Annotated in this window: 30 protein-coding genes and 1 pseudogene; 13 read left to right on the forward strand and 18 right to left on the reverse strand. The window is 50.6% G+C overall.

The window, feature by feature from the left end:
• Positions 1–245 precede the first annotated feature (245 nt).
• The 4 genes from drpB to vsr all read left to right on the forward strand — a co-directional run bounded on the left by drpB (position 246) and on the right by vsr (position 3198).
• Complete coding sequence (gene drpB / locus ACJHW7_RS23080) at positions 246–527, forward strand: cell division protein DrpB (RefSeq protein ID WP_001372217.1); 282 nt, start codon at positions 246–248, stop codon at positions 525–527.
• A gap of 39 nt (positions 528–566) precedes the next feature.
• Entirely contained in the window at positions 567–1262 is a 696-nt protein-coding gene (locus ACJHW7_RS23085; protein WP_000365561.1) for a phosphohydrolase, read from the forward strand.
• Positions 1263–1328: 66 nt separating this feature from the next.
• Positions 1329–2747 (forward strand): DNA-cytosine methyltransferase, encoded by a 1419-nt coding sequence (dcm, locus tag ACJHW7_RS23090; protein ID WP_001157239.1) that lies wholly within the window; start codon positions 1329–1331, stop codon positions 2745–2747.
• The gene (gene vsr, locus ACJHW7_RS23095) at positions 2728–3198 is read left to right on the forward strand and encodes a VSPR family DNA mismatch endonuclease (protein WP_000786008.1); all 471 of its coding nucleotides are present in this window, start codon (positions 2728–2730) and stop codon (positions 3196–3198) included. Before dcm ends, vsr begins: the two co-directional genes overlap by 20 nt.
• Here vsr and yedA read toward each other — a convergent pair.
• Positions 3187–4107, reverse strand: coding sequence for a drug/metabolite exporter YedA (gene yedA, locus ACJHW7_RS23100; protein ID WP_001212226.1), 921 nt, complete (start codon positions 4105–4107; stop codon positions 3187–3189). The genes vsr and yedA overlap by 12 nt on opposite strands.
• 172 nt (positions 4108–4279) lie before the next feature.
• Between yedA and ACJHW7_RS23105 the strand changes: the two genes are divergently transcribed.
• The 3 genes from ACJHW7_RS23105 to dgcQ all read left to right on the forward strand — a co-directional run bounded on the left by ACJHW7_RS23105 (position 4280) and on the right by dgcQ (position 7323).
• The gene (locus ACJHW7_RS23105) at positions 4280–5197 is read left to right on the forward strand and encodes a DUF808 domain-containing protein (RefSeq protein WP_000922682.1); all 918 of its coding nucleotides are present in this window, start codon (positions 4280–4282) and stop codon (positions 5195–5197) included.
• Positions 5198–5275: 78 nt separating this feature from the next.
• On the forward strand, positions 5276–5458 hold the full coding sequence (locus ACJHW7_RS23110) for a YodC family protein (protein WP_000009307.1): 183 nt from the start codon (positions 5276–5278) through the stop codon (positions 5456–5458).
• Positions 5459–5628: 170 nt separating this feature from the next.
• Positions 5629–7323, forward strand: coding sequence for a cellulose biosynthesis regulator diguanylate cyclase DgcQ (gene dgcQ, locus ACJHW7_RS23115; RefSeq protein ID WP_001317160.1), 1695 nt, complete (start codon positions 5629–5631; stop codon positions 7321–7323).
• Here the strand turns inward: dgcQ and ACJHW7_RS23120 are convergent.
• Positions 7320–8135, reverse strand: coding sequence for a mannosyl-3-phosphoglycerate phosphatase-related protein (locus ACJHW7_RS23120; RefSeq protein ID WP_000491498.1), 816 nt, complete (start codon positions 8133–8135; stop codon positions 7320–7322). The two genes, dgcQ and ACJHW7_RS23120, sit on opposite strands and share 4 nt — an antisense overlap.
• A 297-nt stretch (positions 8136–8432) precedes the next feature.
• On the reverse strand, positions 8433–8660 hold the full coding sequence (gene yodD / locus ACJHW7_RS23125; protein ID WP_000844800.1) for a peroxide/acid resistance protein YodD: 228 nt from the start codon (positions 8658–8660) through the stop codon (positions 8433–8435).
• Between the two features lie 162 nt (positions 8661–8822).
• Here yodD and dsrB point away from each other — a divergent pair, with 162 nt between their 5' ends.
• A complete protein-coding gene (gene dsrB / locus ACJHW7_RS23130) occupies positions 8823–9011 on the forward strand; it encodes a protein DsrB (RefSeq protein WP_000867217.1) in 189 nt (62 codons plus the stop codon).
• Between the two features lie 43 nt (positions 9012–9054).
• Here the strand turns inward: dsrB and rcsA are convergent, their stop codons facing one another.
• From rcsA to fliF, 14 genes are all read right to left on the reverse strand, one after another.
• Positions 9055–9678, reverse strand: coding sequence for a transcriptional regulator RcsA (gene rcsA / locus ACJHW7_RS23135; protein WP_000103987.1), 624 nt, complete (start codon positions 9676–9678; stop codon positions 9055–9057).
• Between the two features lie 289 nt (positions 9679–9967).
• Positions 9968–10753 (reverse strand): flagellar biosynthetic protein FliR, encoded by a 786-nt coding sequence (fliR, locus tag ACJHW7_RS23140; protein WP_000942314.1) that lies wholly within the window; start codon positions 10751–10753, stop codon positions 9968–9970.
• A gap of 7 nt (positions 10754–10760) precedes the next feature.
• Complete coding sequence (gene fliQ / locus ACJHW7_RS23145; protein ID WP_000187358.1) at positions 10761–11030, reverse strand: flagellar biosynthesis protein FliQ; 270 nt, start codon at positions 11028–11030, stop codon at positions 10761–10763.
• A 9-nt stretch (positions 11031–11039) separates the two neighbouring features.
• Positions 11040–11777 (reverse strand): flagellar type III secretion system pore protein FliP, encoded by a 738-nt coding sequence (gene fliP, locus ACJHW7_RS23150; RefSeq protein ID WP_063118200.1) that lies wholly within the window; start codon positions 11775–11777, stop codon positions 11040–11042.
• Positions 11777–12142 (reverse strand): flagellar biosynthetic protein FliO, encoded by a 366-nt coding sequence (gene fliO / locus ACJHW7_RS23155; protein WP_001302429.1) that lies wholly within the window; start codon positions 12140–12142, stop codon positions 11777–11779. The genes fliP and fliO overlap by 1 nt, the downstream gene beginning before the upstream one ends.
• Positions 12143–12144: 2 nt before the next feature.
• A complete protein-coding gene (fliN, locus tag ACJHW7_RS23160; protein WP_001282098.1) occupies positions 12145–12558 on the reverse strand; it encodes a flagellar motor switch protein FliN in 414 nt (137 codons plus the stop codon).
• Positions 12555–13559, reverse strand: coding sequence for a flagellar motor switch protein FliM (gene fliM / locus ACJHW7_RS23165; RefSeq protein WP_001295641.1), 1005 nt, complete (start codon positions 13557–13559; stop codon positions 12555–12557). Before fliM ends, fliN begins: the two co-directional genes overlap by 4 nt.
• Positions 13560–13563: 4 nt before the next feature.
• Positions 13564–14028 carry a flagellar basal body-associated protein FliL gene (gene fliL / locus ACJHW7_RS23170; RefSeq protein WP_000133106.1) on the reverse strand — a complete coding sequence of 155 codons (465 nt, stop codon included), beginning with the start codon at positions 14026–14028 and terminating at the stop codon, positions 13564–13566.
• A gap of 104 nt (positions 14029–14132) precedes the next feature.
• Positions 14133–15260, reverse strand: a complete 1128-nt coding sequence (locus ACJHW7_RS23175) for a flagellar hook-length control protein FliK (RefSeq protein ID WP_000620097.1) — start codon at positions 15258–15260, stop codon at positions 14133–14135.
• On the reverse strand, positions 15257–15700 hold the full coding sequence (gene fliJ, locus ACJHW7_RS23180; protein ID WP_040234770.1) for a flagellar export protein FliJ: 444 nt from the start codon (positions 15698–15700) through the stop codon (positions 15257–15259). Before fliJ ends, ACJHW7_RS23175 begins: the two co-directional genes overlap by 4 nt.
• Positions 15701–15718: 18 nt before the next feature.
• The gene (fliI, locus tag ACJHW7_RS23185) at positions 15719–17092 is read right to left on the reverse strand and encodes a flagellar protein export ATPase FliI (protein ID WP_000213294.1); all 1374 of its coding nucleotides are present in this window, start codon (positions 17090–17092) and stop codon (positions 15719–15721) included.
• The gene (gene fliH, locus ACJHW7_RS23190) at positions 17092–17778 is read right to left on the reverse strand and encodes a flagellar assembly protein FliH (RefSeq protein ID WP_001282709.1); all 687 of its coding nucleotides are present in this window, start codon (positions 17776–17778) and stop codon (positions 17092–17094) included. The genes fliI and fliH overlap by 1 nt, the downstream gene beginning before the upstream one ends.
• Entirely contained in the window at positions 17771–18766 is a 996-nt protein-coding gene (gene fliG / locus ACJHW7_RS23195; protein WP_024238893.1) for a flagellar motor switch protein FliG, read from the reverse strand. The genes fliH and fliG overlap by 8 nt, the downstream gene beginning before the upstream one ends.
• On the reverse strand, positions 18759–20417 hold the full coding sequence (gene fliF, locus ACJHW7_RS23200; RefSeq protein ID WP_410233581.1) for a flagellar basal-body MS-ring/collar protein FliF: 1659 nt from the start codon (positions 20415–20417) through the stop codon (positions 18759–18761). Before fliF ends, fliG begins: the two co-directional genes overlap by 8 nt.
• 214 nt (positions 20418–20631) lie before the next feature.
• Between fliF and fliE the strand changes: the two genes are divergently transcribed.
• From fliE to ACJHW7_RS23220, 4 genes are all read left to right on the forward strand, one after another.
• Positions 20632–20946, forward strand: coding sequence for a flagellar hook-basal body complex protein FliE (gene fliE, locus ACJHW7_RS23205; RefSeq protein ID WP_001274299.1), 315 nt, complete (start codon positions 20632–20634; stop codon positions 20944–20946).
• 333 nt (positions 20947–21279) lie between these two features.
• The gene (emrE, locus tag ACJHW7_RS23210) at positions 21280–21612 is read left to right on the forward strand and encodes a multidrug efflux SMR transporter EmrE (protein WP_001070440.1); all 333 of its coding nucleotides are present in this window, start codon (positions 21280–21282) and stop codon (positions 21610–21612) included.
• Between the two features lie 168 nt (positions 21613–21780).
• On the forward strand, positions 21781–22332 hold the full coding sequence (gene ybcL / locus ACJHW7_RS23215) for a Raf kinase inhibitor-like protein YbcL (RefSeq protein ID WP_040234766.1): 552 nt from the start codon (positions 21781–21783) through the stop codon (positions 22330–22332).
• Between the two features lie 9 nt (positions 22333–22341).
• Positions 22342–23139 (forward strand): helix-turn-helix transcriptional regulator, encoded by a 798-nt coding sequence (locus tag ACJHW7_RS23220; RefSeq protein WP_032197943.1) that lies wholly within the window; start codon positions 22342–22344, stop codon positions 23137–23139.
• 935 nt (positions 23140–24074) lie between these two features.
• Here the strand turns inward: ACJHW7_RS23220 and tnpA are convergent.
• Positions 24075–24502 (reverse strand): annotated as a pseudogene (gene tnpA, locus ACJHW7_RS23225) (IS200/IS605 family transposase); the annotation flags it as partial.
• A gap of 7 nt (positions 24503–24509) precedes the next feature.
• On the opposite strand from tnpA, the gene ACJHW7_RS23230 reads away from it, so the two are divergent.
• Positions 24510–24904 (forward strand): RNA-guided endonuclease InsQ/TnpB family protein (locus ACJHW7_RS23230; RefSeq protein WP_074154797.1); only part of this gene is annotated, 395 nt, incomplete at its 3' end.

The following is a 24904-nucleotide window of genomic DNA, read 5'->3' on the forward strand; positions in this document are numbered from 1 at the left end:
ATAATTGTAATCAGTGCTAATATATTGATTAAATGAATTAATAAAGCCGATATCAAAGATAAATAAAATCGCTCAAAACGATTTTTCCTGTATTCACTGCCGTTGCGCAAAATTTATCTATTTGTTCAAAAAATGATTGAGTCTTGACTGGCTCATCCAATGTGGAAAAATGTGACTTTTATCACATAATAGTACTAAGTCTGAATTTTCCGGGTTATCTCAAAATGGAATACGGTTCGACAAAGATGGAAGAGAGACTCTCTCGCAGCCCTGGCGGCAAACCGGCTTTGTGGGCTTTCTATACATGGTGTGGCTATTTCGTCTGGGCAATGGCGCGTTACATCTGGGTGATGAGCCGGATCCCCGATGCCCCCGTGTCGGGATTTGAAAGCGATTTAGGCTCTACCGCGGGAAAGTGGTTAGGGGCACTGGTCGGATTTTTATTTATGGCTCTGGTCGGGGCATTGTTAGGCAGCATTGCCTGGTACACCCGACCTCGTCCCGCACGTAGCAGACGCTATGAATAAAAACTGCTAAGGTGGCGACTCTTTGGCAACGGAGCGCGTATGGACTTACAACACTGGCAGGCACAGTTCGAAAACTGGTTGAAAAACCATCATCAGCACCAGGACGCGGCCCATGACGTGTGTCATTTTCGCCGCGTCTGGGCTACGGCACAGAAGCTGGCGGCAGATGACGATGTCGATATGCTGGTGATTTTAACCGCCTGTTATTTTCACGATATTGTGAGCCTGGCGAAAAATCATCCGCAAAGGCAGCGTTCTTCAATCCTGGCGGCAGAAGAGACGCGTCGCCTGCTCCGTGAAGAGTTCGAGCAATTTCCGGCGGAGAAAATCGAGGCCGTTTGTCATGCCATTGCCGCTCACAGTTTCAGCGCGCAAATCGCCCCCTTAACAACGGAAGCTAAAATCGTCCAGGATGCGGATCGGCTGGAAGCCCTGGGGGCGATTGGCCTGGCGCGCGTGTTTGCCGTTTCAGGGGCATTGGGCGTGGCGCTGTTTGATGGTGAAGATCCGTTCGCACAGCATCGCCCGCTTGATGATAAACGCTACGCGCTGGATCATTTCCAGACTAAGTTGCTGAAGCTACCGCAAACCATGCAAACCGCAAGAGGCAAGCAGCTGGCGCAGCACAACGCGCATTTTTTAGTCGAGTTTATGGCGAAGCTCAGTGCCGAACTGGCGGGGGAGAATGAAGGTGTCGATCACAAGGTGATAGATGCGTTTTCACCCGCGGGATAAGCGCGTGGCCCTAAATGGCTGTAATTATGTTAACCTGTCGGCCATCTCAGATGGCCGGTTAAATCTATGCAGGAAAATATATCAGTAACCGATTCATACAGCACCGGGAATGCCGCACAGGCAATGCTGGAGAAACTGCTGCAAATTTATGATGTTAAAACGCTGGTGGCGCAGCTTAATGGTGTGGGTGAGAATCACTGGAGCGCGGCAATTTTAAAACGTGCGCTGGCGAATGACTCGGCATGGCACCGTTTAAGTGAGAAAGAGTTCGCCCATCTGCAAACGTTGTTACCCAAACCACCGGCACATCATCCGCATTATGCGTTTCGCTTTATCGATCTATTTGCCGGAATTGGCGGCATCCGTCGCGGTTTTGAATCGATTGGCGGACAATGCGTGTTTACCAGCGAATGGAACAAACATGCGGTACGCACTTATAAAGCCAACCATTATTGCGATCCGGCGACGCATCATTTTAATGAAGATATCCGCGATATCACCCTCAGCCATAAAGAAGGCGTGAGTGATGAGGCGGCGGCGGAACATATTCGTCAACACATTCCTGAACACGATGTTTTACTGGCCGGTTTCCCTTGTCAGCCATTTTCGCTGGCTGGCGTATCGAAAAAGAACTCGCTCGGGCGGGCGCACGGTTTTGCCTGCGATACCCAGGGCACGCTGTTTTTTGATGTGGTACGCATTATCGACGCGCGTCGTCCGGCGATGTTTGTGCTCGAAAACGTCAAAAACCTGAAAAGTCACGACCAGGGTAAAACGTTCCGCATCATCATGCAGACGCTGGACGAACTGGGCTATGACGTGGCTGATGCAGAAGATAACGGGCCGGACGATCCGAAAATCATCGATGGTAAACATTTTCTGCCGCAGCACCGTGAACGCATCGTGCTGGTGGGTTTTCGTCGCGATCTTAATCTGAAAGCCGATTTTACTCTGCGTGATATCAGCGAATGTTTCCCTGCACAGCGAGTGACGCTGGCGCAGCTGTTGGACCCGATGGTCGAGGCGAAATATATCCTGACGCCGGTGCTGTGGAAGTACCTCTATCGATATGCGAAAAAACATCAGGCGCGCGGTAACGGCTTCGGTTATGGAATGGTTTATCCGAACAATCCGCAAAGCGTCACGCGTACGCTGTCTGCGCGTTATTACAAAGATGGCGCGGAAATTTTAATCGATCGCGGCTGGGATATGGCCACGGGTGAGAAAGATTTTGACGATCCGCTGAATCAGCAACATCGTCCACGTCGGTTAACGCCTCGGGAATGCGCGCGCTTAATGGGTTTTGAAGCGCCGGGAGAAGCGAAATTCCGCATTCCGGTTTCGGACACTCAGGCCTATCGCCAGTTCGGTAACTCGGTGGTCGTGCCGGTCTTTGCCGCGGTGGCAAAACTGCTTGAGCCAAAAATCAAACAGGCGGTGGCGTTGCGTCAGCAAGAGGCACAACATGGCCGACGTTCACGATAAGGCCACTCGCAGCAAAAATATGCGCGCGATTGCCACGCGTGATACGGCGATTGAGAAGCGCCTCGCCAGTCTGTTAACCGGGCAGGGCCTGGCGTTTCGCGTTCAGGACGCCAGTCTGCCCGGAAGCCCGGATTTTGTCGTTGATGAATATCGCTGCGTGATATTTACCCATGGCTGCTTCTGGCATCATCATCACTGCTATCTGTTTAAAGTGCCTGCGACTCGAACCGAGTTCTGGCTGGAGAAGATAGGTAAAAATGTTGAACGCGATCGCCGCGATATCAGTCGTTTGCAGGAACTCGGCTGGCGCGTACTGATTGTCTGGGAGTGTGCATTACGTGGGCGCGAGAAGCTGACGGATGAAGCGCTTACCGAGCGTCTGGAAGAGTGGATCTGCGGCGAAGGTGCCAGCGCGCAGATCGACACGCAGGGGATTCATTTACTCGCTTGATGCGTCCTGAATAACTGGCGCAACTACGGGTTTTGCCGGGAAGAGATATTTTCCCAACGTGACCAGTACCACCGCGAAGACAATTACGCCGAGCGCCAGCCATTCAATCTTCGACAGCGTCTCTCCGCCCAGTCCCGTACCCAGCAAGACCGCGACCACCGGGTTAACGTAGGCGTAGCTGGTGGCGAGAGCCGGACTGACATTACGGATTAAATACATATAAGCGTTGATGGCGATAATCGAACCAAACAGCGCCAGATAGCCGACCGCAAGGAAGCCTGAAAGGGAAGGGAGCGCCGTCAGTTTTTCACCTGCAATCATCGACGCGATCATTAACACCACGCCTGCCGCCAGCATCTCAATCGCACCCGCCATCATCCCTACAGGTAAGGTAATGCGCGAGCCATAAACCGAGCCAAACGCCCAGCTAATCGAGCCGATTAAAATCAGAATCGCGCCCCACGGATTGCCGCTTAAATTTCCACCGCTATTGAGCATGATGATTCCGGCAAGCCCAATGGCAATACCCACCCATTCCAGTTTGCGCGTTTTAATGCCAAACAGGCGGCTGAAGCACAGGGTAAAGAGGGGCACGGTTGCAACCACTACGGCGGCGATGCCGGAAGGAACATTTTGATGTTCGGCAACCGTCACCATGCCATTACCGACAGCCAGCAATAAGAGGCCAATCAGCGCGGCATTAAGCAGCGGACGTAGCGGGGGGAGTTTGTGTCCGCGCAGTAGCAAAAATGCCAGCAATAAAATACCGGCTGCCAGGAATCGCACGCCTGCCATCATTAACGGAGGCCAGCTTTCCACGCCAATCCGAATGACAAAATAGGTTGAGCCCCAAATGATATACAACGCAAACAGCGCGCCAAAAAGCGGTAACAACTGGCGGAAACGCATAATCCCTCACGGTGGAAATAAAAAGGTGGGTCATAGTAAACGTGAAAATCATTCTGCTGGCGAGAGATATAATTGCACTTGATTGTTAAAAAAATGTTGACCTGTGAAGCAAGTATCAGAGCTGCCGTTTTTGCTTCATACTTACACCCTTCAACAATAAAAATGAGAGGGAATGCTTTTGGCCGGGAGTAGTTTACTGACGTTGCTCGATGATATCGCCACACTGCTGGACGATATCTCCGTGATGGGCAAACTGGCGGCGAAGAAAACCGCCGGTGTATTAGGGGATGACTTATCGCTCAATGCGCAACAAGTTTCAGGCGTGCGGGCCAACCGGGAACTTCCCGTGGTCTGGGGCGTGGCGAAAGGATCGCTGATTAATAAAGTGATTCTGGTGCCGCTGGCGCTGATCATCAGTGCGTTTATCCCGTGGGCGATTACGCCTCTGTTGATGATTGGTGGCGCGTTTCTCTGCTTTGAAGGAGTAGAGAAAGTGCTGCATATGCTGGAGGCGCGTAAACATAAAGAAGATCCGGCGCAGAGCCAGCAGCGTCTGGAGAAGCTGGCGGCGCAGGATCCGCTGAAGTTTGAAAAGGACAAAATAAAAGGGGCGATTCGTACCGATTTTATATTGTCTGCGGAAATCGTCGCCATCACGCTGGGGATTGTGGCCGAAGCGCCGTTGCTTAATCAGGTGCTGGTGCTTTCAGGCATCGCGCTGGTAGTGACCGTGGGCGTCTACGGTCTGGTAGGGGTTATCGTTAAGATTGATGACCTGGGGTATTGGCTGGCGGAAAAATCCAGCGCGCTGATGCAGGCATTAGGTAAAGGGTTATTGATCATTGCGCCCTGGTTGATGAAAGCATTATCGATTGTCGGCACGCTGGCGATGTTCCTCGTCGGCGGCGGGATTGTTGTACATGGTATTGCGCCGCTGCATCACGCCATTGAACATTTCGCCGGGCAGCAAAGTGCAGTGGTGGCGATGATATTACCGACTGTTTTAAATCTGATTCTTGGATTTATCATCGGCGGCATCGTGGTGCTGGGAGTGAAAGCCGTAGCGAAAATACGCGGTCAGGCACATTAATACTCGCACAGGCTATTATGCAAAATTCGCCATCTTCAACTAAGGTGAACAAGTTTCACTCGAAAAAAGGAGGCGAGTATGAGCTTTATGGTTAGTGAGGAAGTTACGGTTAAAGAGGGCGGCCCGCGGATGATTGTCACTGGATACTCCAGCGGTATGGTTGAGTGTCGTTGGTATGACGGTTACGGGGTCAAGCGGGAAGCTTTTCATGAAACCGAGCTTGTTCCGGGGGAGGGGAGTCGTTCTGCGGAAGAAGTTTGAAAGGGTATCATTAACACCAGGCCGGATCACTTCCGGCCTGGTGTGCCAATGCCTGCAATGAATGATAGTCGCGTCTTATCATGCCACCATTATAAAATTATCGCTGTTTTGCGGTACGCTATCGCCAGGTTATGCCAGAATCATAAAAAAGCAGGTTGGGAGTCGTCAGGGTGCAGCACGAGACAAAAATGGAAAACCAGAGCTGGTTGAAAAAACTCGCACGCCGCCTGGGGCCTGGTCATGTCGTTAATCTCTGCTTTATCGTGGTATTGCTTTTTTCCACCTTGCTGACCTGGCGTGAAGTGGTAGTGCTGGAAGATGCCTATATCTCCAGCCAGCGTAATCATCTGGAAAACGTAGCCAACGCGCTCGATAAGCATTTGCAGTATAACGTCGACAAACTGATCTTTTTGCGTAATGGCATGCGCGAAGCTCTCGTAGCGCCACTGGATTTCACTTCACTGCGTAATGCTGTAACCGAGTTCGAACAGCATCGCGACGAGCACGCCTGGCAAATTGAACTCAACCGACGACGCAGCCTGTCAGTCAATGGCGTATCGGATGCATTAGTCAGCGAGGGGAATCTCCTGTCTCGCGAAAATGAAAGCCTCGACAATGAAATTACCGCTGCACTGGAAGTTGGTTACTTGCTGCGACTGGCGCACAACACCTCGTCGATGGTTGAACAGGCGATGTATGTCTCGCGTGCCGGATTTTACGTTTCGACGCAGCCGACCTTGTTTACCCGCAATGTACCAACGCGTTATTACGGCTATGTCACCCAACCCTGGTTTATCGGCCATTCGCAACGAGAAAATCGTCACCGCGCGGTACGCTGGTTTACTTCGCAACCGGAACACGCCAGCAATACTGAACCGCAGGTTACCGTCAGTGTTCCGGTAGACAGTAATAACTACTGGTATGGCGTGCTGGGGATGAGTATTCCCGTGCGTACCATGCAGCAATTTTTAAGAAACGCCATCGATAAAAACCTCGATGGTGAGTATCAGCTCTATGACAGTAAGCTGAGATTTTTGACCTCTTCCAATCCTGACCATCCAACAGGGAATATTTTTGATCCTCGTGAACTGGCCTTGCTGGCGCAGGCGATGGAACATGACACGCGGGGCGGCATTCGTATGGACAGTCGCTATGTTAGCTGGGAACGTCTGGACCATTTCGACGGTGTGCTGGTGCGCGTCCATACGCTAAGCGAAGGCGTGCGCGGCGATTTCGGTAGTATCAGCATTGCATTAACCCTGCTGTGGGCGCTCTTTACCACCATGTTACTCATCTCCTGGTATGTGATTCGCCGGATGGTCAGCAACATGTATGTTCTGCAAAGCTCGTTGCAGTGGCAGGCGTGGCACGACACCTTAACCCGTTTATATAATCGTGGCGCACTGTTCGAAAAAGCCCGTCCGCTCGCTAAATTGTGTCAGACGCACCAACATCCTTTTTCTGTCATTCAGGTCGATCTTGACCATTTTAAAGCGATTAATGACCGCTTTGGTCATCAGGCGGGCGACCGTGTTCTTTCTCATGCTGCCGGATTAATTAGCAGTTCCTTGCGTGCGCAGGACGTTGCCGGGCGGGTCGGTGGTGAGGAGTTTTGTGTGATTCTGCCAGGCGCGAGTCTAACGGAGGCTGCGGAAGTCGCAGAACGTATTCGCCTGAAGTTAAATGAAAAAGAGATGTTGATTGCTAAGAGTACGACGATACGCATCAGTGCCTCGTTGGGGGTAAGTAGCAGCGAGGAAACCGGTGATTATGATTTTGAACAACTCCAGTCACTGGCCGACCGTCGGCTTTATCTCGCTAAACAGGCTGGGCGTAATCGGGTATTCGCGAGCGATAACGCTTAACTGGCGGAGAAAAAATGGTCCAGCCCTTCACGCCATCCTTCCGGTCCTTCACGCTGCGTTCGCCAGACGTGGGCCGGATCCTCATCATGCAGATGCACCCCTTCACGGTTTAGCCCTTTCACAATCACCGCGTAATCCATTACCTCCAGTAAGGGCGCATCGTTTGGCCCATCGCCCAGGCCAAGTGTGGTTGGGCGTTTGCCTGACAATTGTTGATAGGTCGCGATAATCCAGTTGGCAGCCTGATCTTTTCCGGCAGAGGCATCCAGGACGTGCCAGAAGCGCGCACCCTGCATAAACTGTAAGCCCAGTTCGTTCAGACGAGCGGTAAATTGTGCCATACGCTCGTCACTGTCGCGCCAGATTAGCGTTACCGACGCCTCATGCAGCTGCGTCAGCGCCGCCTGGCTACGGCTTAATCCCGTCCATTCGGCGATGGTTGCATCGTCGACATCATCGAAAGTCGTGAATTTAAAATGTTCTTTCTCGCGTAGCGTATTTAAAACCTGGCTGATTTCGCCATGGCTAATACCTGAGATGATGCGTGGAAAACCGTCTATATCCTGCCATTGTTCAGCAAGCTGGATCACTGCGCCATTTTCGGCAATCAGCGGTAACCCTTGTAGCCCCAACGTTTTTTGCAAGTACAGCATTTCCGCTGATGTTTTACTGCTACAGAGAATGACGGGAACATTCGCTTCGCGTAAACGGCTGAGCCAGGGGGCAGCCGGTTGCCAGTCATAACTATGACTGTCCAGCAGGGTGCCATCAAGATCGCTAAAAACCAGTAGTGGTTGTTGAATTGAAAACATGGTCGCGCAGTTCTCCCCTTACCAGGATGATTCTCAAAACAGCACAAATAATCAAAGATGATTTTTTCGGGAGCGATCCCGTTGACGCCAGAGCCACCAAGGGGTGACGCACGTCACATTTCTATTCATAAGTAGCGTTAATCATTCATATCGCGAATATTTTCTTGTCAGCGAAAAAAATTGCGGATAAGGTGATGAACACATCAGATTTCCTGGTGTAACGAATTTTTTAAGTGCTTCTTGCTTAAGCAAGTTTCATCCCGACCCCCTCAGGGTCGGGATTTTTTTATTGTGCATTCAACGATTCACTTCAGAGACGCTGAAGTCATGAATATCCAGTTCGAAGGCATCCGCCAATTCACGCCATGTATGATATTCACGTCCATCGACGCTAACGTGTTCAGAATCGTTCTGGCTGCGATGAACTTCGCTTTCGCTAATTTCATTGATCGCCGCCAGCAGGGCATCGACATCGACGCTGACCTCACGTTTTGCGGTATCGCTGTACTCTTTTGCGGTTTTCATCATCTTTCCTCGCAACCGTTACTCTGTTGTTGCCGCCAGTCGTTAAGTCCGCCTGGCATCTCTTAAGTATAGACCGTCGAGAAAATCAGCACTCGCGCGCGCCTGGCGCTGCCAGAAAAACGAAATTGTTCTACACTGGCACAAAGCCACAGGAGGAAAACGATGAAGGTGAATGATCGGGTAACAGTCAAAACGGATGGCGGTCCGCGTCGTCCTGGCGTGGTACTGGCAGTTGAGGAGTTTAGTGAAGGCACAATGTACCTGGTTTCGCTGGAAGACTACCCGCTCGGCATCTGGTTCTTTAATGAAGCAGGGCATCAGGACGGTATCTTTGTGGAGAAAGCAGAGTAATCTTATTCAGCCTGACTGGTGGGAAACCACCAGTCAGAATGTGTTAGCGCATGTTGACAAAAATACCATTAGTCACATTATCCGTCAGTCGGACGACATGGTAGATAACCTGTTTATTATGCGTTTTGATCTTACGTTTAATATTACCTTTATGCGATGAAACGGTCTTGGCTTTGATATTCATTTGGTCAGAGATTTGAATGGTTCCCTGACCTGCCATCCACATTCGCAACATACTCGATTCGGTTCGGCTCAATGATAACGTCGGCATATTTAAAAAAGAGGTTATCGTTGTCTCTTTTTTCAGAATATCGCCAAGGATATCGTCGAGAGATTCCGGTTTAATCGATTTAGAACTTATCAATAAATTTTTTCTGACCAATAGATATTCATCAAAATGAACATTGGCAATTGCCATAAAAACGATAAATAACGTATTGGGATGTTGATTAATGATGTGCTTGATGTGCTGACTGTTAGAAGCATCATGGATGAAACAGTCCTCATTAATAAACACCACTGAAGGGCGCTGTGAATCACAAGCTATGGCAAGGTCATCAACGGTTTCAATGTCGTTGATTTCTCTTTTTTTAACCCCTCTACTCAACAGATACCCGGTTAAACCTAGTCGGGTGTAACTACATAAATCCATAATAATCGTTGACATGGCATACCCTCACTCAATGCGTAACGATAATTCCCCTTACCTGAATATTTCATCATGACTAAACGGAACAACATGGGTCACCTAATGCGCCACTCTCGCGATTTTTCAGGCGGACTTACTATCCCGTAAAGTGTTGTATAATTTGCCTGGAATTGTCTTAAAGTAAAGTAAATGTTGCGATATGTGAGTGAGCTTAAAACAAATATTTCGCCGCAGGAGTATCCTGGAAGATGTTCGTAGGTATTATTTTTCGGATAATCCTTAGGATAACATGATAAACGTTACGGAATTATATTAATGGCAATTCACTAATAATATCAGCCAGCAAATTAAACATCTCACTGAATAAATGTTCGCAAAAAGGCGCAATTAACGGCATTAATGCCGCCATTAAAGAGATACCGACAGTCAGAGTTAATGGAAATCCAATAACAAAAATGGATAATTGCGGGGCCATACGATTCAGTAAACCTAATGCCAGATTCAGGGTCAGCAGCAGAGTAATGAGCGGTAACGCCAGCATCAGCCCGTTAAGGAAAATCAAACTCCCTGCTTTGGTGAGTGCCAGAAACGCATTGCTGTTCAACGGTTCGCCACCAATCGGCAGGGTGTGAAAGGTATCGACCAGCAGTGAAATCAACCATAAATGACCGTTAAATGTCAGGAACAGCAGTAACGCCAGCATATCCATGATACGCGCTAGAACGGGCATGTTGAGATGGCTGGCCGGATCGACAAACGTCGCAAATGACAGCCCCATTTGCAGACCGATAATTTCGCCAGCGGTTCGCACAGCGGCAAAGGCAAATTGCATGGTGAAACCAAGCGCAATGCCGATCAGGATCTGCTGCACGGCCAGCCACAGAGCAAAGAACGAAAAAACAGGAACATCGTTGGCAGGTAATGATGGGGCAATAGCGAACGTGATCATCATTGCCAGACCCAGTTTTACCCGTTTCGGCACGCTGCGTTCGCTCAGAATTGGCGCGGTAGAAATGAGCGCCAGCACGCGCAGTAACGGCCAGAAGTACAGACTTAGCCAGGAAAGCCATTGATCGCTTGTCACCTGCAACATAGTACGGCTACCCGATGATATACGGCAGGTTAGTGAACAAGGTGCGGACGTAATCCAGCAACAGATTGAGCATCCACGGTCCGGCAATAATAATGGCAATAAATACGGCGATGATTTTTGGTATAAACGACAGCGTCATTTCGTTGATCTGTGTGGCGGCCTGCAAAATACTGATGATAAGGCCCGTGACCAGCGCCACCAGCAACAGCGGGGCAGCTAGTGCCAGCGCGACTTTCATCGCTTCAGTCCCCATCATCATGACCGATTCAGGTGTCATTTTGCCTCTCTAGCTGTAAAAGCTCTGCGCCAGCGAACCGACCAGCAATTGCCAACCATCCACCAGTACAAACAGCATCAGTTTAAAGGGCAGAGCAATGGTGGCGGGGGGGACCATCATCATCCCCAATGCCATCAACACGCTGGCAATCACCAGGTCGATAATCAAAAAAGGGATGAAAATCGTGAAGCCTATCTGAAATGCGGTTTTCAACTCGCTGGTCACGTAGGCCGGGAGCAAAATGCGCATCGGCACGGCTTCAGGTCCCTGCAACGGGCCGCTATTCGCCAGTCTGGCAAACAACCCTAAATCCGCCTCACGGGTCTGACGCAGCATAAACTCACGCAGCGGCTGCGCCCCTTTTTCCAGCGCCTCCTGCATTGATATTTTCTCTTCGCTGAATGGCTGGTACGCATCGACATAAATTTTATCGATCACCGGCGACATAATAAAAAAGGTCAAAAACAGCGCCAGTCCCAGCAATACCTGGTTAGGTGGCGCGGAGGGCGTTCCCAGCGCGTTACGCAATAAACCAAAAACAATAATGATGCGGGTGAAACTGGTCATCATTAGTAAAATTGCCGGAATAAACGTCAACGAGGTGATGAACACCAGCGTCTGCACCGGGAGCGACCAGCTTTGTCCACCGCCAGGCAGCGGCTGGCTGGTGATACCTGGCAGTTGCGCGAAGGCGAGGGGCGTAACCAGCCAGAGAAGGACAGGGGCGACATACAACAAACGACGCATCAGGATCTCCCGCTACGCTTAAGCAAGTTTTTCATGACCGACTGAAAATCGGTCTGAGGTATCTCTTCCGTTGGTGCTGAAGGGGGAAGTTTATGCAGCAGATTGATTTGCCCTGCGGTAACGCCGAGCACCAGCCGTGCATCTTCCACATCGACCACCACAACCCGTTCACGCGCGCCCAGCGAAGCACTGGCGCTAATTTTCAGACCATTAACGCCAGTGCGTTTCGGGGCAAATCCCAGCCGTTTTACCAGCCAGGCAGCAGCGAGGATCAGGGCAATAATGGCGATGAGTGCGCCGCTCACCTGCAGCAGTGGCGCAGCAGAAACCGGCGCGGAAGATTGCACAGTAGCGTGGTTATTCATCACTAACGGCTCAGGCGGCGCATTCGCTCAGACGGAGTAATGATATCGGTGATCCGCACGCCATATTTATCGGCAACGACCACCACTTCGCCCTGGGCGATTAAATAACCGTTGATCAGAATATCCAGTGGTTCGCCCGCCAGACCGTCCAGCGCCACGACGGACCCTTGCGTCAGACGCAACAGCTCTTTGATGGTCATCCGCGTACGGCCCAGCTCGACGGTCAGCTTGACCGGAATATCCATTATCAGGTCGATATCCTGCAACGTTCCGCTGACATCACCACCGCCAAATTGCTGGAACACCGCGTCGGCAGCGCTTTTGCTGCTGGTTGATTTTTGTTCGCTCAACGCTTCAGCCCACAGATCGTCCATTGCGCCGTTGTTGTCATCGGCCGGATTATTCATGTCACTCATTTGGGCTGTTCCTCGTTCAGAGAATTTAAAATCGGGTTAATCAAATGTTCTATCCGTAACGCATACTGACCGTTGAGAGTGCCGTACTGACTGGTCAGCACCGGGACGCCGTCAACATGGGCGATGATGCGATCGGGTTTTTCTATCGGCAGGACGTCGCCGGGTTTCAGTTTTAAAATCTGCGACAGGCGTAGCGAGATATCGGCAAAGTTGGCGACCAGCTCCAGCTGTGAATGCTGCACCTGGCGCACCAGGTTATCGCGCCAGTTCTGATCTTCATTACGCGAGTTTTCCAGCGGCGGGTTAACCAACAATTCCCGTAGCGGCTCGATCATGCTGAATGGCAGACAGATATTAAATTCGCCGGTCAGGTTGCCAATCTCCACATGGAACGGCGTGTTAACCACAATGTCGTTCGGCGAGGTGGTGATATTGGTAAATTTCACCTGCATTTCCGAACGCACGTACTCAACTTCCAGCGGATTAATCGCCTTCCAGGCGTCGCTATAGCCTTCAAGCGCCAGCTTTAACATGCGGTTGATGACGCGCTGTTCGGTATGGGTAAACTCGCGACCTTCCACTTTGGTCGGGAAGCGTCCATCGCCGCCAAACAGGTTATCCACGGCGATAAACACCAGACTCGGTGAAAACACCACCAGCCCTGTGCCGCGCAGCGGTTTCAGATGGATAAGGTTCAGGTTGGTCGGCACCGGCAGGTTGCGGGCAAATTCATGGTACGGCTGAATGCGGATGGCCCCGACGGTTATATCCGGGCTACGACGCAGCAGGTTGAACAGCCCCATACGAAAATGGCGGGCAAAGCGCTCATTAATGATTTCCAGCGCCTGCAAACGTTCGCGCACAACCCGTCGTTGGGTATTCGGATCGTACGGACGAATGTCACTTTCGCCGCTAACACTGGCTGTCGGTTCGTCTTTGACTTCGCTGTCACCATTCAACAGCGCATCAATTTCAGCTTGAGAAAGAATACTATCGCCCATGTCGTTATCGCAGAATAAAAGCGGTATACAGCACGTCGGTGACATCCTGTTTCGGTTGCCCGGCAACAAGCGGGGTGGAAAGCGTGGTTTTAATCTCGGCAATCAGGTTTTTCTTGCCTTCTTCTGTCGCCAGTACGGCAGCATCCTGACGCGAAAACAGTAACAGCAAACGGCTACGGACTTCCGGCAAATACTCACTCAGCCGCGAGCGGGTAGCTTCATCTTTCAGGCGCAGGGTTATGCCGATATAAAGTACGCGATCTGCATCGCCCAGATTGACCGTAAAGGTATCCAGCGCATAGAAGACCGGGGAGGGCACGACGCGTTGCTGCGCTTTGTCGTCAGCGGCAACCTGATGCGAATGCCAGTAGCTGTAACCTGCGCTGGCACAGGCCGCGAGGGTAATGAATACCAGAATCGGGATCCAAAGCGATCGCTTGCTTTTCTTGCTTATCGCGTAATCAGTCATGTGTTGCGGTCTTCCTGTGTCGCTACTGCTTATCGGCTAATTATCCTGCGTCTTGAGCGCAACAAAGCGGGGAAAAGACGCGGATTACGGTGCTACCTCTGACGTTAGGCGAAAATATCAACGCCGCTGTTGCCTGTTACACGTACTTGTAAAGAGACGGGAACCGGAAGCGTATCGTCGTCTTCCCCCGCCAGAGGTTCATGGTTTGCTGTGCGTTGGCTTTGCTGTTGCTGGGAAGCGGCCTGCTGCTGACCACTAAAGCTTTCGCCACTGATGTTGCTTTGCCCTAACTGAATGCCACTTTCGGCCAGCTGCGTTCGCAGTACCGGAAGCGCTGCTTCCAGGGCGGCGCGTACGTGTTGATGCGGTGAAACCATCTGGATTTGCGCCTGGTTATCATCCACTTTGAGGGAGATTTGCACTTCACCTAAATCCTGCGGGTGCAGACGCAACTCTGCACTTTGTTGCCCCTGGCGGGTGAACAGCGAAATATGCTGGCTTAATGATTGTTGCCATTCGTGAGAACCCAGCGGTGCACTCAACACAGGCGCGGCGACGGTGGGCAGTGGCTGTGTCTGGTGTGGAGTGATTAGCGGGCTGGCGGCAGCGGTCACCGGTGAAGGTGTGCTGATGACTTCCGCTTTACTCTGGGCTTCTGCTACCAGCGGTGTTAATGGCTGAGCTGGCGTGCCGGGGGCATCATCAGGCTGTGCTGTTGTGAGTTGCGCAGAAGTCAGTTTTGTGAAGAGCGTTGGTTTCTCTGCCGGTAACACGGTTGACGGCACATCAGTCACTTTGGGCGTATTGTCAAAACCCGGCAACATCGCAAAAAGGGCGCTCAGGCTTGCGGTGACGTCTTCATTCAGATCATCCGCTTTTTCGTCTTTTGCCGTATTGTTGCCAGCCACCGCAGCCAACGTCATCGTTTGAGCGGTGGTTAATGGTGTTGATGTGGATTGTTCGTCGTTGATGACAGGCGGTGTTTCATCCACAGGGATCAGTAAATCCGCTTGTTGCGCATCGGCAAGAATCTCGCTGACCAGCGGCTCGCCTTTTGTCGTGGGCTTATCTGTTGCCACCAGCAACTGGGGGGCCGCTTTGTCGGTAGTTGTCTCGCCTGCTAATGCTTCGCTCAACAACGCGAGAAAATCTTGTGCAGCATCGCTGGCTTTGCCGCCAGGCAATGTGGTGGTGTCAACGTCGGCGGTAATTAAGGGCGCTAAGCGAATCATTCAGGTTTCCTCATGGCGGCGCGCTGGGCGAACTCATCCATCTTTTTCTGATCGAGGCGGTTTTCTGCAAGCAGTGCCGCCGTGGATTGCCGTTCCTGCAGTGTCTGCCAGGCCTGCAAACGTTGTTTCTTTTCTCGCCAGCTGTTCAGGGCAATGTCAACTTTCTGCTTCCACTGATTAAGTTGCTGGCGATGCTGAGTAATGGCTTTTTCCAGCGTCTGGATAAACTGCTGATAGTTGATCCAGCGGTTGCTGGTCATCCCGGCACTCATATCGCTGTTGAGGTTATTGCGATATTCATTCTGATAATCGATCAGCATTTTGAGCTGTTCTTCCGCCTGCTGACACCCGCGACGCATTTCACCCAGCAGGCGCGCGGCATCCTCTACCTCTTTTTCTGCCAGATCTTTCAGGGTCGCCAGCGCGCCATGTTCTGCCATCTGCCGTTATCTCCTGGGTTATGACACTGTCGGGAAAATACGCTCCAGCCCCTGGAGAGACGCTTCCCAGTCCGCGCGTTCAAAAATGCCTTGTTGCAAATAGCCCTCCAGCTGCGGCCACAGGGCGATGGCTTTGTCGAGCATCGGATCGCTGCCTTTGGCATACGCGCCGACGCTAACCAGATCGCGGTTACGCTGAAAACTCGACAACAGCTGTTTGAAGGTGCGCACTCGCGCGTAATGTTGCTCACTGATCAACGCCGTCATTGCGCGGCTGATCGACGCTTCAATATCGATAGCCGGATAGTGCCCGGCTTCCGCCAGTCGGCGAGACAGCACAATGTGACCGTCGAGGATTGCCCGCGCAGAGTCGGCAATGGGGTCCTGCTGGTCATCGCCTTCAGTGAGCACGGTATAAAATGCAGTAATCGATCCGCCGCCGCTAATGCCATTTCCGGCACGCTCGACCAGTGCCGGTAATTTGGCAAACACCGACGGGGGATAACCTTTAGTGGCGGGTGGTTCGCCAATCGCCAGCGCAATTTCACGCTGGGCCATCGCGTAGCGGGTGAGGGAGTCCATAATCAGCAACACATGCTGACCACGATCGCGAAAATCTTCGGCAATGCGCGTGGCATAGGCGGCACCCTGCATTCGCAGGAGAGGAGAAACATCCGCCGGAGCGGCAATCACCACGGAGCGTGCACGCCCTTCGGCACCGAGGATATTCTCAATAAAATCTTTTACTTCGCGTCCGCGTTCACCAATCAAACCCACGACAATGACATCGGCGCGGGTGTAACGTGCCATCATCCCCAGCAGCACACTTTTACCAACGCCGGACCCGGCAAACAGCCCCATACGCTGCCCACGCCCAACGGTAAGCAGGGCATTGATTGGGCGCACGCCGGTGTCCAGCACATGTTCAATCGGTGTACGTTGCAACGGGTTAAATGGCGGGGTAATCAGCGCACCGGTTTCCGTCGTATCGGGGGAGGGGAGGCCATCGAGCGGTTTACCGCTGCCGTCCAGAACACGACCTAATAACGCCGGACCGAGCGGTAACTGCTTGCCGCTTTGCAGTCCTTCAGCCGAAATGTTTTTGGCATAAACCCGCGCGCCGGGCAGGACACCTTCCACTTCCTCCAGCGGCATTAAAAACAGCCGTTGACCGTTAAAGCCAACGACTTCGCTTTCTACTTCGTGCGTTTCGCTGCCGTTCTGGCGTTCAATGACACAGGTTGCGCCGAGCGGCAATTGTAATCCGGTGGCTTCCAGCACCAGCCCGGTAGCACGGGTTAATCGCCCGTAGCGACGTACCGCAGGCAACTGTGCCATTTTGGCTTCAAAGTTATCCAGCGTGGTTAGCCAGCGAGTCAGGCGCGTGGTCATTACACCACTCCTGGTGCTGCCAGACGGCAGAGTTCTTGCCAGCGAGTGGCGACACTGGCGTCGAGATCGCCTTCATCGGCGGAGACTTTACAGCCGCCAGGATGGAGTGTGGGATCGCCCCGCAAGCGCCAGCCATGCAAACTTAAGGTTGCGCCGAGCATATCATCCACACGTTGCAGATCATCGGGGTGCACGCGTAGTTGCGGTTTGCCGCTGAATAACGGTTCTTGCTGCAACAACTGTTGGATCTGTTTGATCAGTGCCGAGTTATCCACTGTTGGCGTCTGACCGATGACCTGACGTGCCGCCTCCAGCGCCATCTGCATCAGGCGCGAAGCAATCACACTATCAAGTGCATCAAGGGTAGTTTGAAATTCGCTGACCAGTTGCTGCATCCGGGCATGAATTGGCGCTTGTTGAGACTTCGCCTCTGCCAGACCTTGCTCCAGCCCCTGGGCCAGTCCTTCCTGATAGCCCTGCTTATGACCTTGCTGGCGACCTTCGGCAATCCCCGCCTGATAACCTTGCTCATGGGCCTGCATTTGCAGTTGCGCCAGTTGCTGCTCAAGGCTGGGTTCGGCCTCTTCAATGATGGTTTCTTCCGGCTCGACCATGGGCACAAACTCTGCCTGTGGTGGCGCGAGATCGTCCGGCGTCCAGGTTTTCCACGGCAGATTATCAGACATAGGTATCCTCGCCGCTGCCAATTACCATCTCGCCAGTTTCGGCAAGGCGGCGCACAATCAGCAGAATCGCTTTCTGTTCGTTTTCCACCTGCGACAGACGCACCGGACCACGGTTGGCGAGATCGTCGCGCAGAATATCGGCGGCACGCTGCGACATATTGCGCAGGAATTTCTCGCGCAGTGGCTGCTCGGCCCCTTTCAGCGCGATCAACAGCGATTCGGAATCCACTTCCTGCAACAGACGCTGAATGCTGCGATCGTCGACATCCACCAGATTTTCGAACAGGAACATCTCGTCGATAATTTTTTGCGCCAGCTCGCCGTCGAATTCGCGCACGGCGGTAATAACGGCTTCTTCCTGCTGAGTTTTCATCAGGTTGATAATTTCGGCTGCCGTTCTCACGCCGCCCATTTTGCTGCGCTTGAGATTCTGACCGTCGAGCAAGCCATTCAGTACTTCGGTCAGTTCCGCCAGCGCGGCTGGCTGCACGCCGCCAAAGGTGGCGATACGCAACATCACGTCGTGGCGCAGACGTTCATCGAACAACGTCAGAATATCGGCGGCCTGGGCGCGCTTCAGATGCACCAGAATGGTGGCGATAATTTGCGGATGCTCATCGCGAATCAGATCGGCGGCACTCTGCGGCTCCATAAAGTTGAGCGTTTCAATACCGCTGGCGGTATCGCGAGTTTCGAGAATATCTTCCAGCAGGCTGGCGGCACGTTCCTCACCCAGAGCTTTGACCAATACCGAACGCAGATAATCGTTGGCGTTGATATTCAGTGCGGCAAACTGTTCAGCTTCTTGCTCAAACTCCGCCAGCACATCGGTTAGCTGCTTGTTGGAGATCTGCGTGACGTTCGCCATTGCAGCGCTCAGGGTTTGCACTTCGCGCTGGGAGAGGTGCTTGAACACCTCTGCCGCCCGGTCTTCGCCAATGGTCATCAGCAGGATGACGCTTTTATCGGTGCCTGTCAGGTTACTCATGATCGTTATTTATCCACTGGCGAATGACCAGCGCCACCACGCGCGGATCGTTATCAGACATTTCACGGATACGCTGGCTCATGACTTCTGCCCCCAGACGTTGGTTAGCGCGTCGTTGTTGGAGTTGTTCGTCTTTGCTCAGGCGGACTTCCACCGCATCTTCCACTTCCTCACGGGCCTGCGCCTGTTGCTGTACAGCTTTCATCGCCTCGGCGCGACGTGTTAACTGCGGGCGTACCGCTTTCCGCCACAGCAGCCACGCCACCAGCAGTACCAGCAACCAGCGACCGGCAGCCAGCAACTGATCGATAAACGCTTGCTGTTGCCAGAACGGCAGTTCTCCGCCGCTTTCGTCACTGCTATTGAACGGCGAGTTAACGACATTGAGCGAGTCACCGCGTTTTTCAGAAAAGCCCATCGCCTCGCGGGTCAGATCTTCAATTTGCTTCATCTGTTCGTTGCTGAGAGGCAACGGTTTGCCATCTGGCAAGGTTTTGTAATTCACCACAACCGCGACTGACAGACGTTGCACATCGCCCACGTTCATTTTGGTATGACGAATGGTGCGATCGACTTCGTAGTTACTGGTTTCATTCCGCTGTGTGCTACGCGGCCCACTATTGCTGGTGGTGCTCGCCTGCTGCTGGCGGTTATTTTGATTTGCCGGAGGCGTGCTGATTGGCGCGTTATTCGCAGGTGCCGGTTGATTCGACAACGCCCCCGGTACGCCGCCCGGATAACCGGAACCGCTTTGCTCGCTCTCATTAAGCTGGCGTGAACGAAGCGCCGCATGAGATTCATCACCGTTAGGGCGATACTGTTCTTCCGTTTGTTCTTTACTGGCGAAGTCCAGCTGCGCCGTGACCTGGGCGTGAATATTACCGTTGCCGACAATCGGCGACAGGATCGCTTCAATACGCCGCTGAATACGGCCTTCGACATCGCTGGCATATTTCAACTGAGCGTCATTAAGATCGCGCCCGCTGGTATTGGACTGGGTTAACAGATGTCCGCCCTGATCCACCAGCGTGACGTTCCCCGGCGGCAGACCAGCAACCGCACTGGAAACCAGATGCACAATGGCGCTAATTTGCCCTTCATCGAGTGCGCGGCCGGGTAACAGATTTACCGTCACCGATGCAGAAGGGGATTTTTGTTCACGGACGAATAAAGACGGTTTCGGCATTGCCAGATGTACGCGCGCCCCTTTTACCGGGCCGATAGTTTCGATGGTACGAGAAAGCTCGCCTTCCAGCGCCCGCTGATAATTCACCTGTTCGCTGAACTGGCTGATACCAAACTTTTCCTGATCGAGCAGTTCGAAACCGACCGCGCCGCCTTTGGGCAAACCTTGTTGCGCCAGGCCTAGGCGCAGCTCGTGAACTTTATCTGCCGGAACTTCAATAGCGCCGCTGGCTTCGCTGAAGCGGTAAGGAATATTCATTTGCGTCAGTTGGCTGACAATTGCGCCACCATCCTGATCGGAAAGATTGCTGAATAATGTGCGGTAGTCGGGGGCTTTCGCCCACAGGATCAGTGCGACCATGACCGCCACTGCCGCGGAACCGGCAACAATCAATGGAATTTTCGGATTCGCACGCAGGCGATTAAGCCACTCAAGAGATTTTGTCTGGGCTGCAGTCGCATTCATCGCGCACCTCGTGGCTGATTATGGACGGCGTTATTGGCAAAGTGGAACAAGACTCACTCCCGGGTCAGCAAACTCGAAAAATTGACGCTCCCATTATTTGTGCTTTCGTTTTTTTCTATCCGCCAATAAACCCGTTTTTTTGTTGCTATTTAGCGCCTTTGTCTTATTGACTTACTGGTAGGCTTTGCTAACAGAAATTATCCGGGAGATGAAAATGTCAGCGATACAGGGGATTGAAGGGGTTATCAGCCAGTTACAGGCTACGGCGATGAGTGCGCGTGCACAGGAATCACTGCCACAACCGACCATTAGTTTTGCCGGGCAGCTGCACGCCGCGCTCGATCGCATAAGCGATACACAAACAGCCGCCCGCACGCAGGCAGAAAAATTCACTCTCGGTGAACCCGGCGTGGCGTTAAACGATGTGATGACCGATATGCAAAAAGCCTCAGTTTCTATGCAAATGGGGATTCAGGTGCGTAATAAGCTGGTGGCGGCGTATCAGGAAGTGATGAGCATGCAGGTGTAGGTTTTGTAACCTGTTGGTAATTACTTCCAATCTCACCGCTTGGGGCATGGATGGGGCAAACTCACTCAATTTCTGGTTTAAAATGGATACCTGATCCTGAACGTTTTCTGCCATCCACGATCCGTAAACGCGATAACATGTTTTGTCTTCGCTTTGCTCATAGGAAGAGTGAACTCTTTTGTTAGCCTGGGGTTCCTTCTGATCATTATTGTTCCTGCCTTTATCTCTTGCCACGCCAGAGCCCCCTGGATACACATACACCAGGATGAAAACGGTGAGTTGTGTTCAAACTGTAGTACAATTCTCTCCAGTATGAACAGGAAAGAATATGCTATGAACCCTTATATTTATCTTGGTGGCGCAATACTTGCAGAGGTCATTGGTACAACCTTAATGAAGTTTTCAGAGGGGTTTACACGGTTATGGCCCTCTGTTGGCACAATTATTTGCTATTGTGCATCATTTTGGTTATTAGCTCAGACACTGGCTTATATACCTACAGGGATTGCTTATGCTATCTGGTCAGGAGTCGGTATCGTTCTGATTAGTTTGCTTTCCTGGGGATTTTTTGGCCAACGACTGGACCTGCCAGCCATCATAGGCATGATGTTGATTTGTGCCGGTGTGTTAGTCATTAACTTGTTGTCACGAAGCGCACCGCATTAAAAAATAATCATCCTTGAGATAACAGGAATCTGATTTGTGCATATTATGGCTAATGTTCGGGGCAACTTTATAATTATGATTGCATTTGCGCGATCATTGCGCCTTTTTGCATAATGAGATCAATGCACATCAAATAAAATAACGATAGGTCACAACAAAGAGGTTTTTATGAAAAAACTTATCGTTTCAAGTGTATTGGCATTCATAACATTTTCTGCGCAGGCCGCAGCATTTCAGGTCACTAGTAATGAAATAAAAACAGGAGAGCAACTTACAACGTCTCATGTATTTTCTGGATTTGGGTGTGAGGGGGGTAATACATCGCCCTCATTAACCTGGTCTGGTGCTCCAGAAGGCACCAAAAGCTTTGCCGTAACTGTGTATGATCCAGATGCGCCTACAGGCAGCGGATGGTGGCACTGGACTGTTGCTAATATTCCAGCAACGGTAACATATTTTCCCGCTGATGCAGGAAGACGTGATGGTACAAAACTTCCGACTGGTGCTGTCCAAGGCCGAAATGATTTTGGCTATGCGGGATTTGGTGGAGCATGTCCTCCCAAAGGAGATAAACCCCATCATTACCAGTTTAAAATATGGGCTCTAAAAACTGATAAGATTCCTGTGGATTCTAATTCCAGCGGAGCGTTAGTTGGTTATATGCTTAATGCCAATAAAATTGCAACCGCTGAGATAATACCCGTTTATGAGGTAAAGTAGGATAAGAGTATGCTGGCAAAAGATAGGACTAACCTAAAGATTGAAGAAATACGGATGCATAAACATCATGAGATTCACAGGGTTAAGCCTCTTATGCCAGCTTTATGTCGTATCCGTCAGGGAAAAAAAGTTATCAATTGGGAGACGCATAGTCTAACTGTTGATAATAATCAGATAATATTATTTCCCTGTGGATATGAATTTTATATTGCGAATTACCCAGAAGCAGGTCTTTATCTTGCAGAAATGCTTTATTATCCCATTGATCTAATTGAAAAGTTCCAAAATCTTTATGCGATAACCGATCAAATTCGTAACACGACAGGTTTCTGCTTACCTCAGAATCCCGAGTTAATATATTGTTGGGAGCAACTAAAAACATCTATTTCCCGAGGCTTCTCAACGCAAATTCAGGAACACTTAGCAATGGGCGTTCTACTTTCATTAGGAGCACATCATGTTAATTGTTTACTTTTATCAGATAGTAAACAATCATTAACAAGTCGTTGTTATAACCTAATGCTATCCGAACCTGGAACAAAATGGACAGCAAACAAGGTAGCGAGATATCTCTACATTTCTGTTTCCACATTGCATCGCCGTCTGGCAAGCGAGGGAGTAAATTTTCAAAGTATATTGGACGACGTGAGGTTAAATAATGCGTTGTCTGCTATACAAACGACAGTAAAACCCATCAGCGAGATTGCCAGGGAAAATGGTTACAAGTGTCCTTCTCGTTTTACTGAAAGGTTCCATAATCGTTTTAAGATAACACCAAGAGAGCTAAGAAAAGCGTCCAGAGAGTAAAAGTATTTTATGAAGGAGCAACAGCATCGATTTTTATTTTGGAAAATAAATACGGCATACTCAACCTATTGGAGCCTGAACAATCCGGTGACTTCTGCGCTAATCGGGGACGTTTATAAGCACATATAATTGATACTATCTTCCTCCATCACAATTTCAGAAATGCACGTGTGATTTTTTTGCATCCGGCGTTTGGACTATGTGGAGTTCAAGAGTGGGAAAGTTACAAGAGGTTGAGGGGATAATTAAAGGGATGCTTATGACATTAGATATCCGGATAGGTACGGATATCGTTGTTATTAAATCTAGTTTATACGTTAAGATGCAGCTACAGCAGAAATTGCCACTATTAATTTTTTCATCGTGAGCCCTTTTATTTGAACTATTATTTAAAAATGATGTCACTGCACTACAAATATTCATCCAATCAATGAGATTATTTCAAGATGTAAGTTTTAGTTTCTCATTTAAATTATGAAGTAGATCCCTATCTTTATCTGAACTGTTTCTATTGCACACAATGCATGACTATTTTGTGAACGAATATAAATTTGGTAGTCAAATTATATTAAAGGTTGTTATTTATGATTGACTCATAATTTATTTATTTAATTTAAATAGCCTAGAAATAACCATGGAAATTATTTGCATGATGTTTGTTTAGATTTATTAATGTAATTGAGGTGGTTTTATTTAATACGCAATATAGCGCCGCTTGATATTAGTTCTATTTTTTTTGCGTAAGATAGATGAGACAAACTGAGACGCATAATGGTTTGCAAGGCTCTAATACTTTGATATTGAGGATGTGATGGGGCATGTACGGGGCATAGTACAATGATGTCCATGCTGGTGTAGATAATCTCCAGGCTTATCCGGTGCGCCGTAAAACCCCGTCCTTCAGGGCAGGGATATAAGGCGCGGTTTTCCACCTGACCAGGTGTTTGCTGTTGTTCAATGTATTGGCGGATGACGGATATTGGCGCACCTCCGCAGCTACTGGCAAAATAGCCAGGACTCCACAAAACGCCTTTGTAGTAATACCTGACTGCAATATCTGGTCGATCTCGTCGCAGTAACCTACTCGATACGCCTTTGAGGCTGTTTACCAGACTGGATATCGCCAGTTTGGGAGGATAGTTAATTAACAAATGGACGTGATCTGGTTCGCCATCCATTTAAACCAGTTCAGCTTCAAAATCAGCACATACATTTGAAAAGTAAGTGCGTAGTTTTTCTGTCGCGTCATAGTCATAAATCTGACGTCGGTATCTGGTGACAAAGACCAGGTGAACATGCATCAGGAAAACACAATGCTTCCCCGTCGGATATCGGTTTCTTTATTCATAGACCAAAGTATCATTTGGCCTGTGAAACGATTACAGGCATTTAAATTCCAGTTAAGACCCGGTGGTCAACAGGAGCGTGAAATGAGGCGCTTCGCAGGCGCATGTCGTTTCGTTTTCAATCGTGCTCTGGCGCTTCAGAATGAGAATCATGAGGCCGGTAATAAATACATCCCTTACGGGAAAATGGCTTCCTGGCTGGTTGAGTGGAAAAACGCCACTGAAACGCAATGGCTTAAAGATTCGCCCTCACAGCCATTGCAACAGTCACTGAAAGGCCTTGAGCGGGCTTACAAAAACTTCTTCCAGAAGCGGGCTGCTTTTCCCCGATTCAAAAAGCGGGGACAGAATGATGCATTCCGCTACCCGCAGGGCGTTAAGCTCGATCAGGAAAACAGCCGTATTTTTCTGCCGAAACT

It is taken from the genome of Escherichia sp. WS1152, from assembly GCF_046487665.1.
Lineage (GTDB): Bacteria > Pseudomonadota > Gammaproteobacteria > Enterobacterales > Enterobacteriaceae > Escherichia > Escherichia coli.

Excerpts from the sequence above, each read along its gene's own strand:
- vsr (WP_000786008.1), top strand. The coding sequence starts at position 2,728 with ATGGCCGACGTTCACGATAAGGCCACTCGCAGCAAAAATATGCGCGCG.
- fliF (WP_410233581.1), bottom strand. The coding sequence starts at position 20,417 with ATGAATGCGACTGCAGCCCAGACAAAATCTCTTGAGTGGCTTAATCGC.
- fliP (WP_063118200.1), bottom strand. The coding sequence starts at position 11,777 with ATGCGTCGTTTGTTGTATGTCGCCCCTGTCCTTCTCTGGCTGGTTACG.
- fliQ (WP_000187358.1), bottom strand. The coding sequence starts at position 11,030 with ATGACACCTGAATCGGTCATGATGATGGGGACTGAAGCGATGAAAGTC.
- dcm (WP_001157239.1), top strand. The coding sequence starts at position 1,329 with ATGCAGGAAAATATATCAGTAACCGATTCATACAGCACCGGGAATGCC.
- ACJHW7_RS23110 (WP_000009307.1), top strand. The coding sequence starts at position 5,276 with ATGAGCTTTATGGTTAGTGAGGAAGTTACGGTTAAAGAGGGCGGCCCG.
- fliO (WP_001302429.1), bottom strand. The coding sequence starts at position 12,142 with ATGAATAACCACGCTACTGTGCAATCTTCCGCGCCGGTTTCTGCTGCG.
- yedA (WP_001212226.1), bottom strand. The coding sequence starts at position 4,107 with ATGCGTTTCCGCCAGTTGTTACCGCTTTTTGGCGCGCTGTTTGCGTTG.
- fliR (WP_000942314.1), bottom strand. The coding sequence starts at position 10,753 with ATGTTGCAGGTGACAAGCGATCAATGGCTTTCCTGGCTAAGTCTGTAC.
- fliH (WP_001282709.1), bottom strand. The coding sequence starts at position 17,778 with ATGTCTGATAATCTGCCGTGGAAAACCTGGACGCCGGACGATCTCGCG.
- emrE (WP_001070440.1), top strand. The coding sequence starts at position 21,280 with ATGAACCCTTATATTTATCTTGGTGGCGCAATACTTGCAGAGGTCATT.
- drpB (WP_001372217.1), top strand. The coding sequence starts at position 246 with ATGGAAGAGAGACTCTCTCGCAGCCCTGGCGGCAAACCGGCTTTGTGG.
- fliG (WP_024238893.1), bottom strand. The coding sequence starts at position 18,766 with ATGAGTAACCTGACAGGCACCGATAAAAGCGTCATCCTGCTGATGACC.
- ACJHW7_RS23175 (WP_000620097.1), bottom strand. The coding sequence starts at position 15,260 with ATGATTCGCTTAGCGCCCTTAATTACCGCCGACGTTGACACCACCACA.
- fliE (WP_001274299.1), top strand. The coding sequence starts at position 20,632 with ATGTCAGCGATACAGGGGATTGAAGGGGTTATCAGCCAGTTACAGGCT.
- ybcL (WP_040234766.1), top strand. The coding sequence starts at position 21,781 with ATGAAAAAACTTATCGTTTCAAGTGTATTGGCATTCATAACATTTTCT.
- ACJHW7_RS23105 (WP_000922682.1), top strand. The coding sequence starts at position 4,280 with ATGCTTTTGGCCGGGAGTAGTTTACTGACGTTGCTCGATGATATCGCC.
- fliN (WP_001282098.1), bottom strand. The coding sequence starts at position 12,558 with ATGAGTGACATGAATAATCCGGCCGATGACAACAACGGCGCAATGGAC.
- fliJ (WP_040234770.1), bottom strand. The coding sequence starts at position 15,700 with ATGGCAGAACATGGCGCGCTGGCGACCCTGAAAGATCTGGCAGAAAAA.
- fliL (WP_000133106.1), bottom strand. The coding sequence starts at position 14,028 with ATGACTGATTACGCGATAAGCAAGAAAAGCAAGCGATCGCTTTGGATC.
- fliI (WP_000213294.1), bottom strand. The coding sequence starts at position 17,092 with ATGACCACGCGCCTGACTCGCTGGCTAACCACGCTGGATAACTTTGAA.
- dsrB (WP_000867217.1), top strand. The coding sequence starts at position 8,823 with ATGAAGGTGAATGATCGGGTAACAGTCAAAACGGATGGCGGTCCGCGT.
- rcsA (WP_000103987.1), bottom strand. The coding sequence starts at position 9,678 with ATGTCAACGATTATTATGGATTTATGTAGTTACACCCGACTAGGTTTA.
- ACJHW7_RS23120 (WP_000491498.1), bottom strand. The coding sequence starts at position 8,135 with ATGTTTTCAATTCAACAACCACTACTGGTTTTTAGCGATCTTGATGGC.
- fliM (WP_001295641.1), bottom strand. The coding sequence starts at position 13,559 with ATGGGCGATAGTATTCTTTCTCAAGCTGAAATTGATGCGCTGTTGAAT.
- ACJHW7_RS23085 (WP_000365561.1), top strand. The coding sequence starts at position 567 with ATGGACTTACAACACTGGCAGGCACAGTTCGAAAACTGGTTGAAAAAC.
- ACJHW7_RS23220 (WP_032197943.1), top strand. The coding sequence starts at position 22,342 with ATGCTGGCAAAAGATAGGACTAACCTAAAGATTGAAGAAATACGGATG.
- yodD (WP_000844800.1), bottom strand. The coding sequence starts at position 8,660 with ATGAAAACCGCAAAAGAGTACAGCGATACCGCAAAACGTGAGGTCAGC.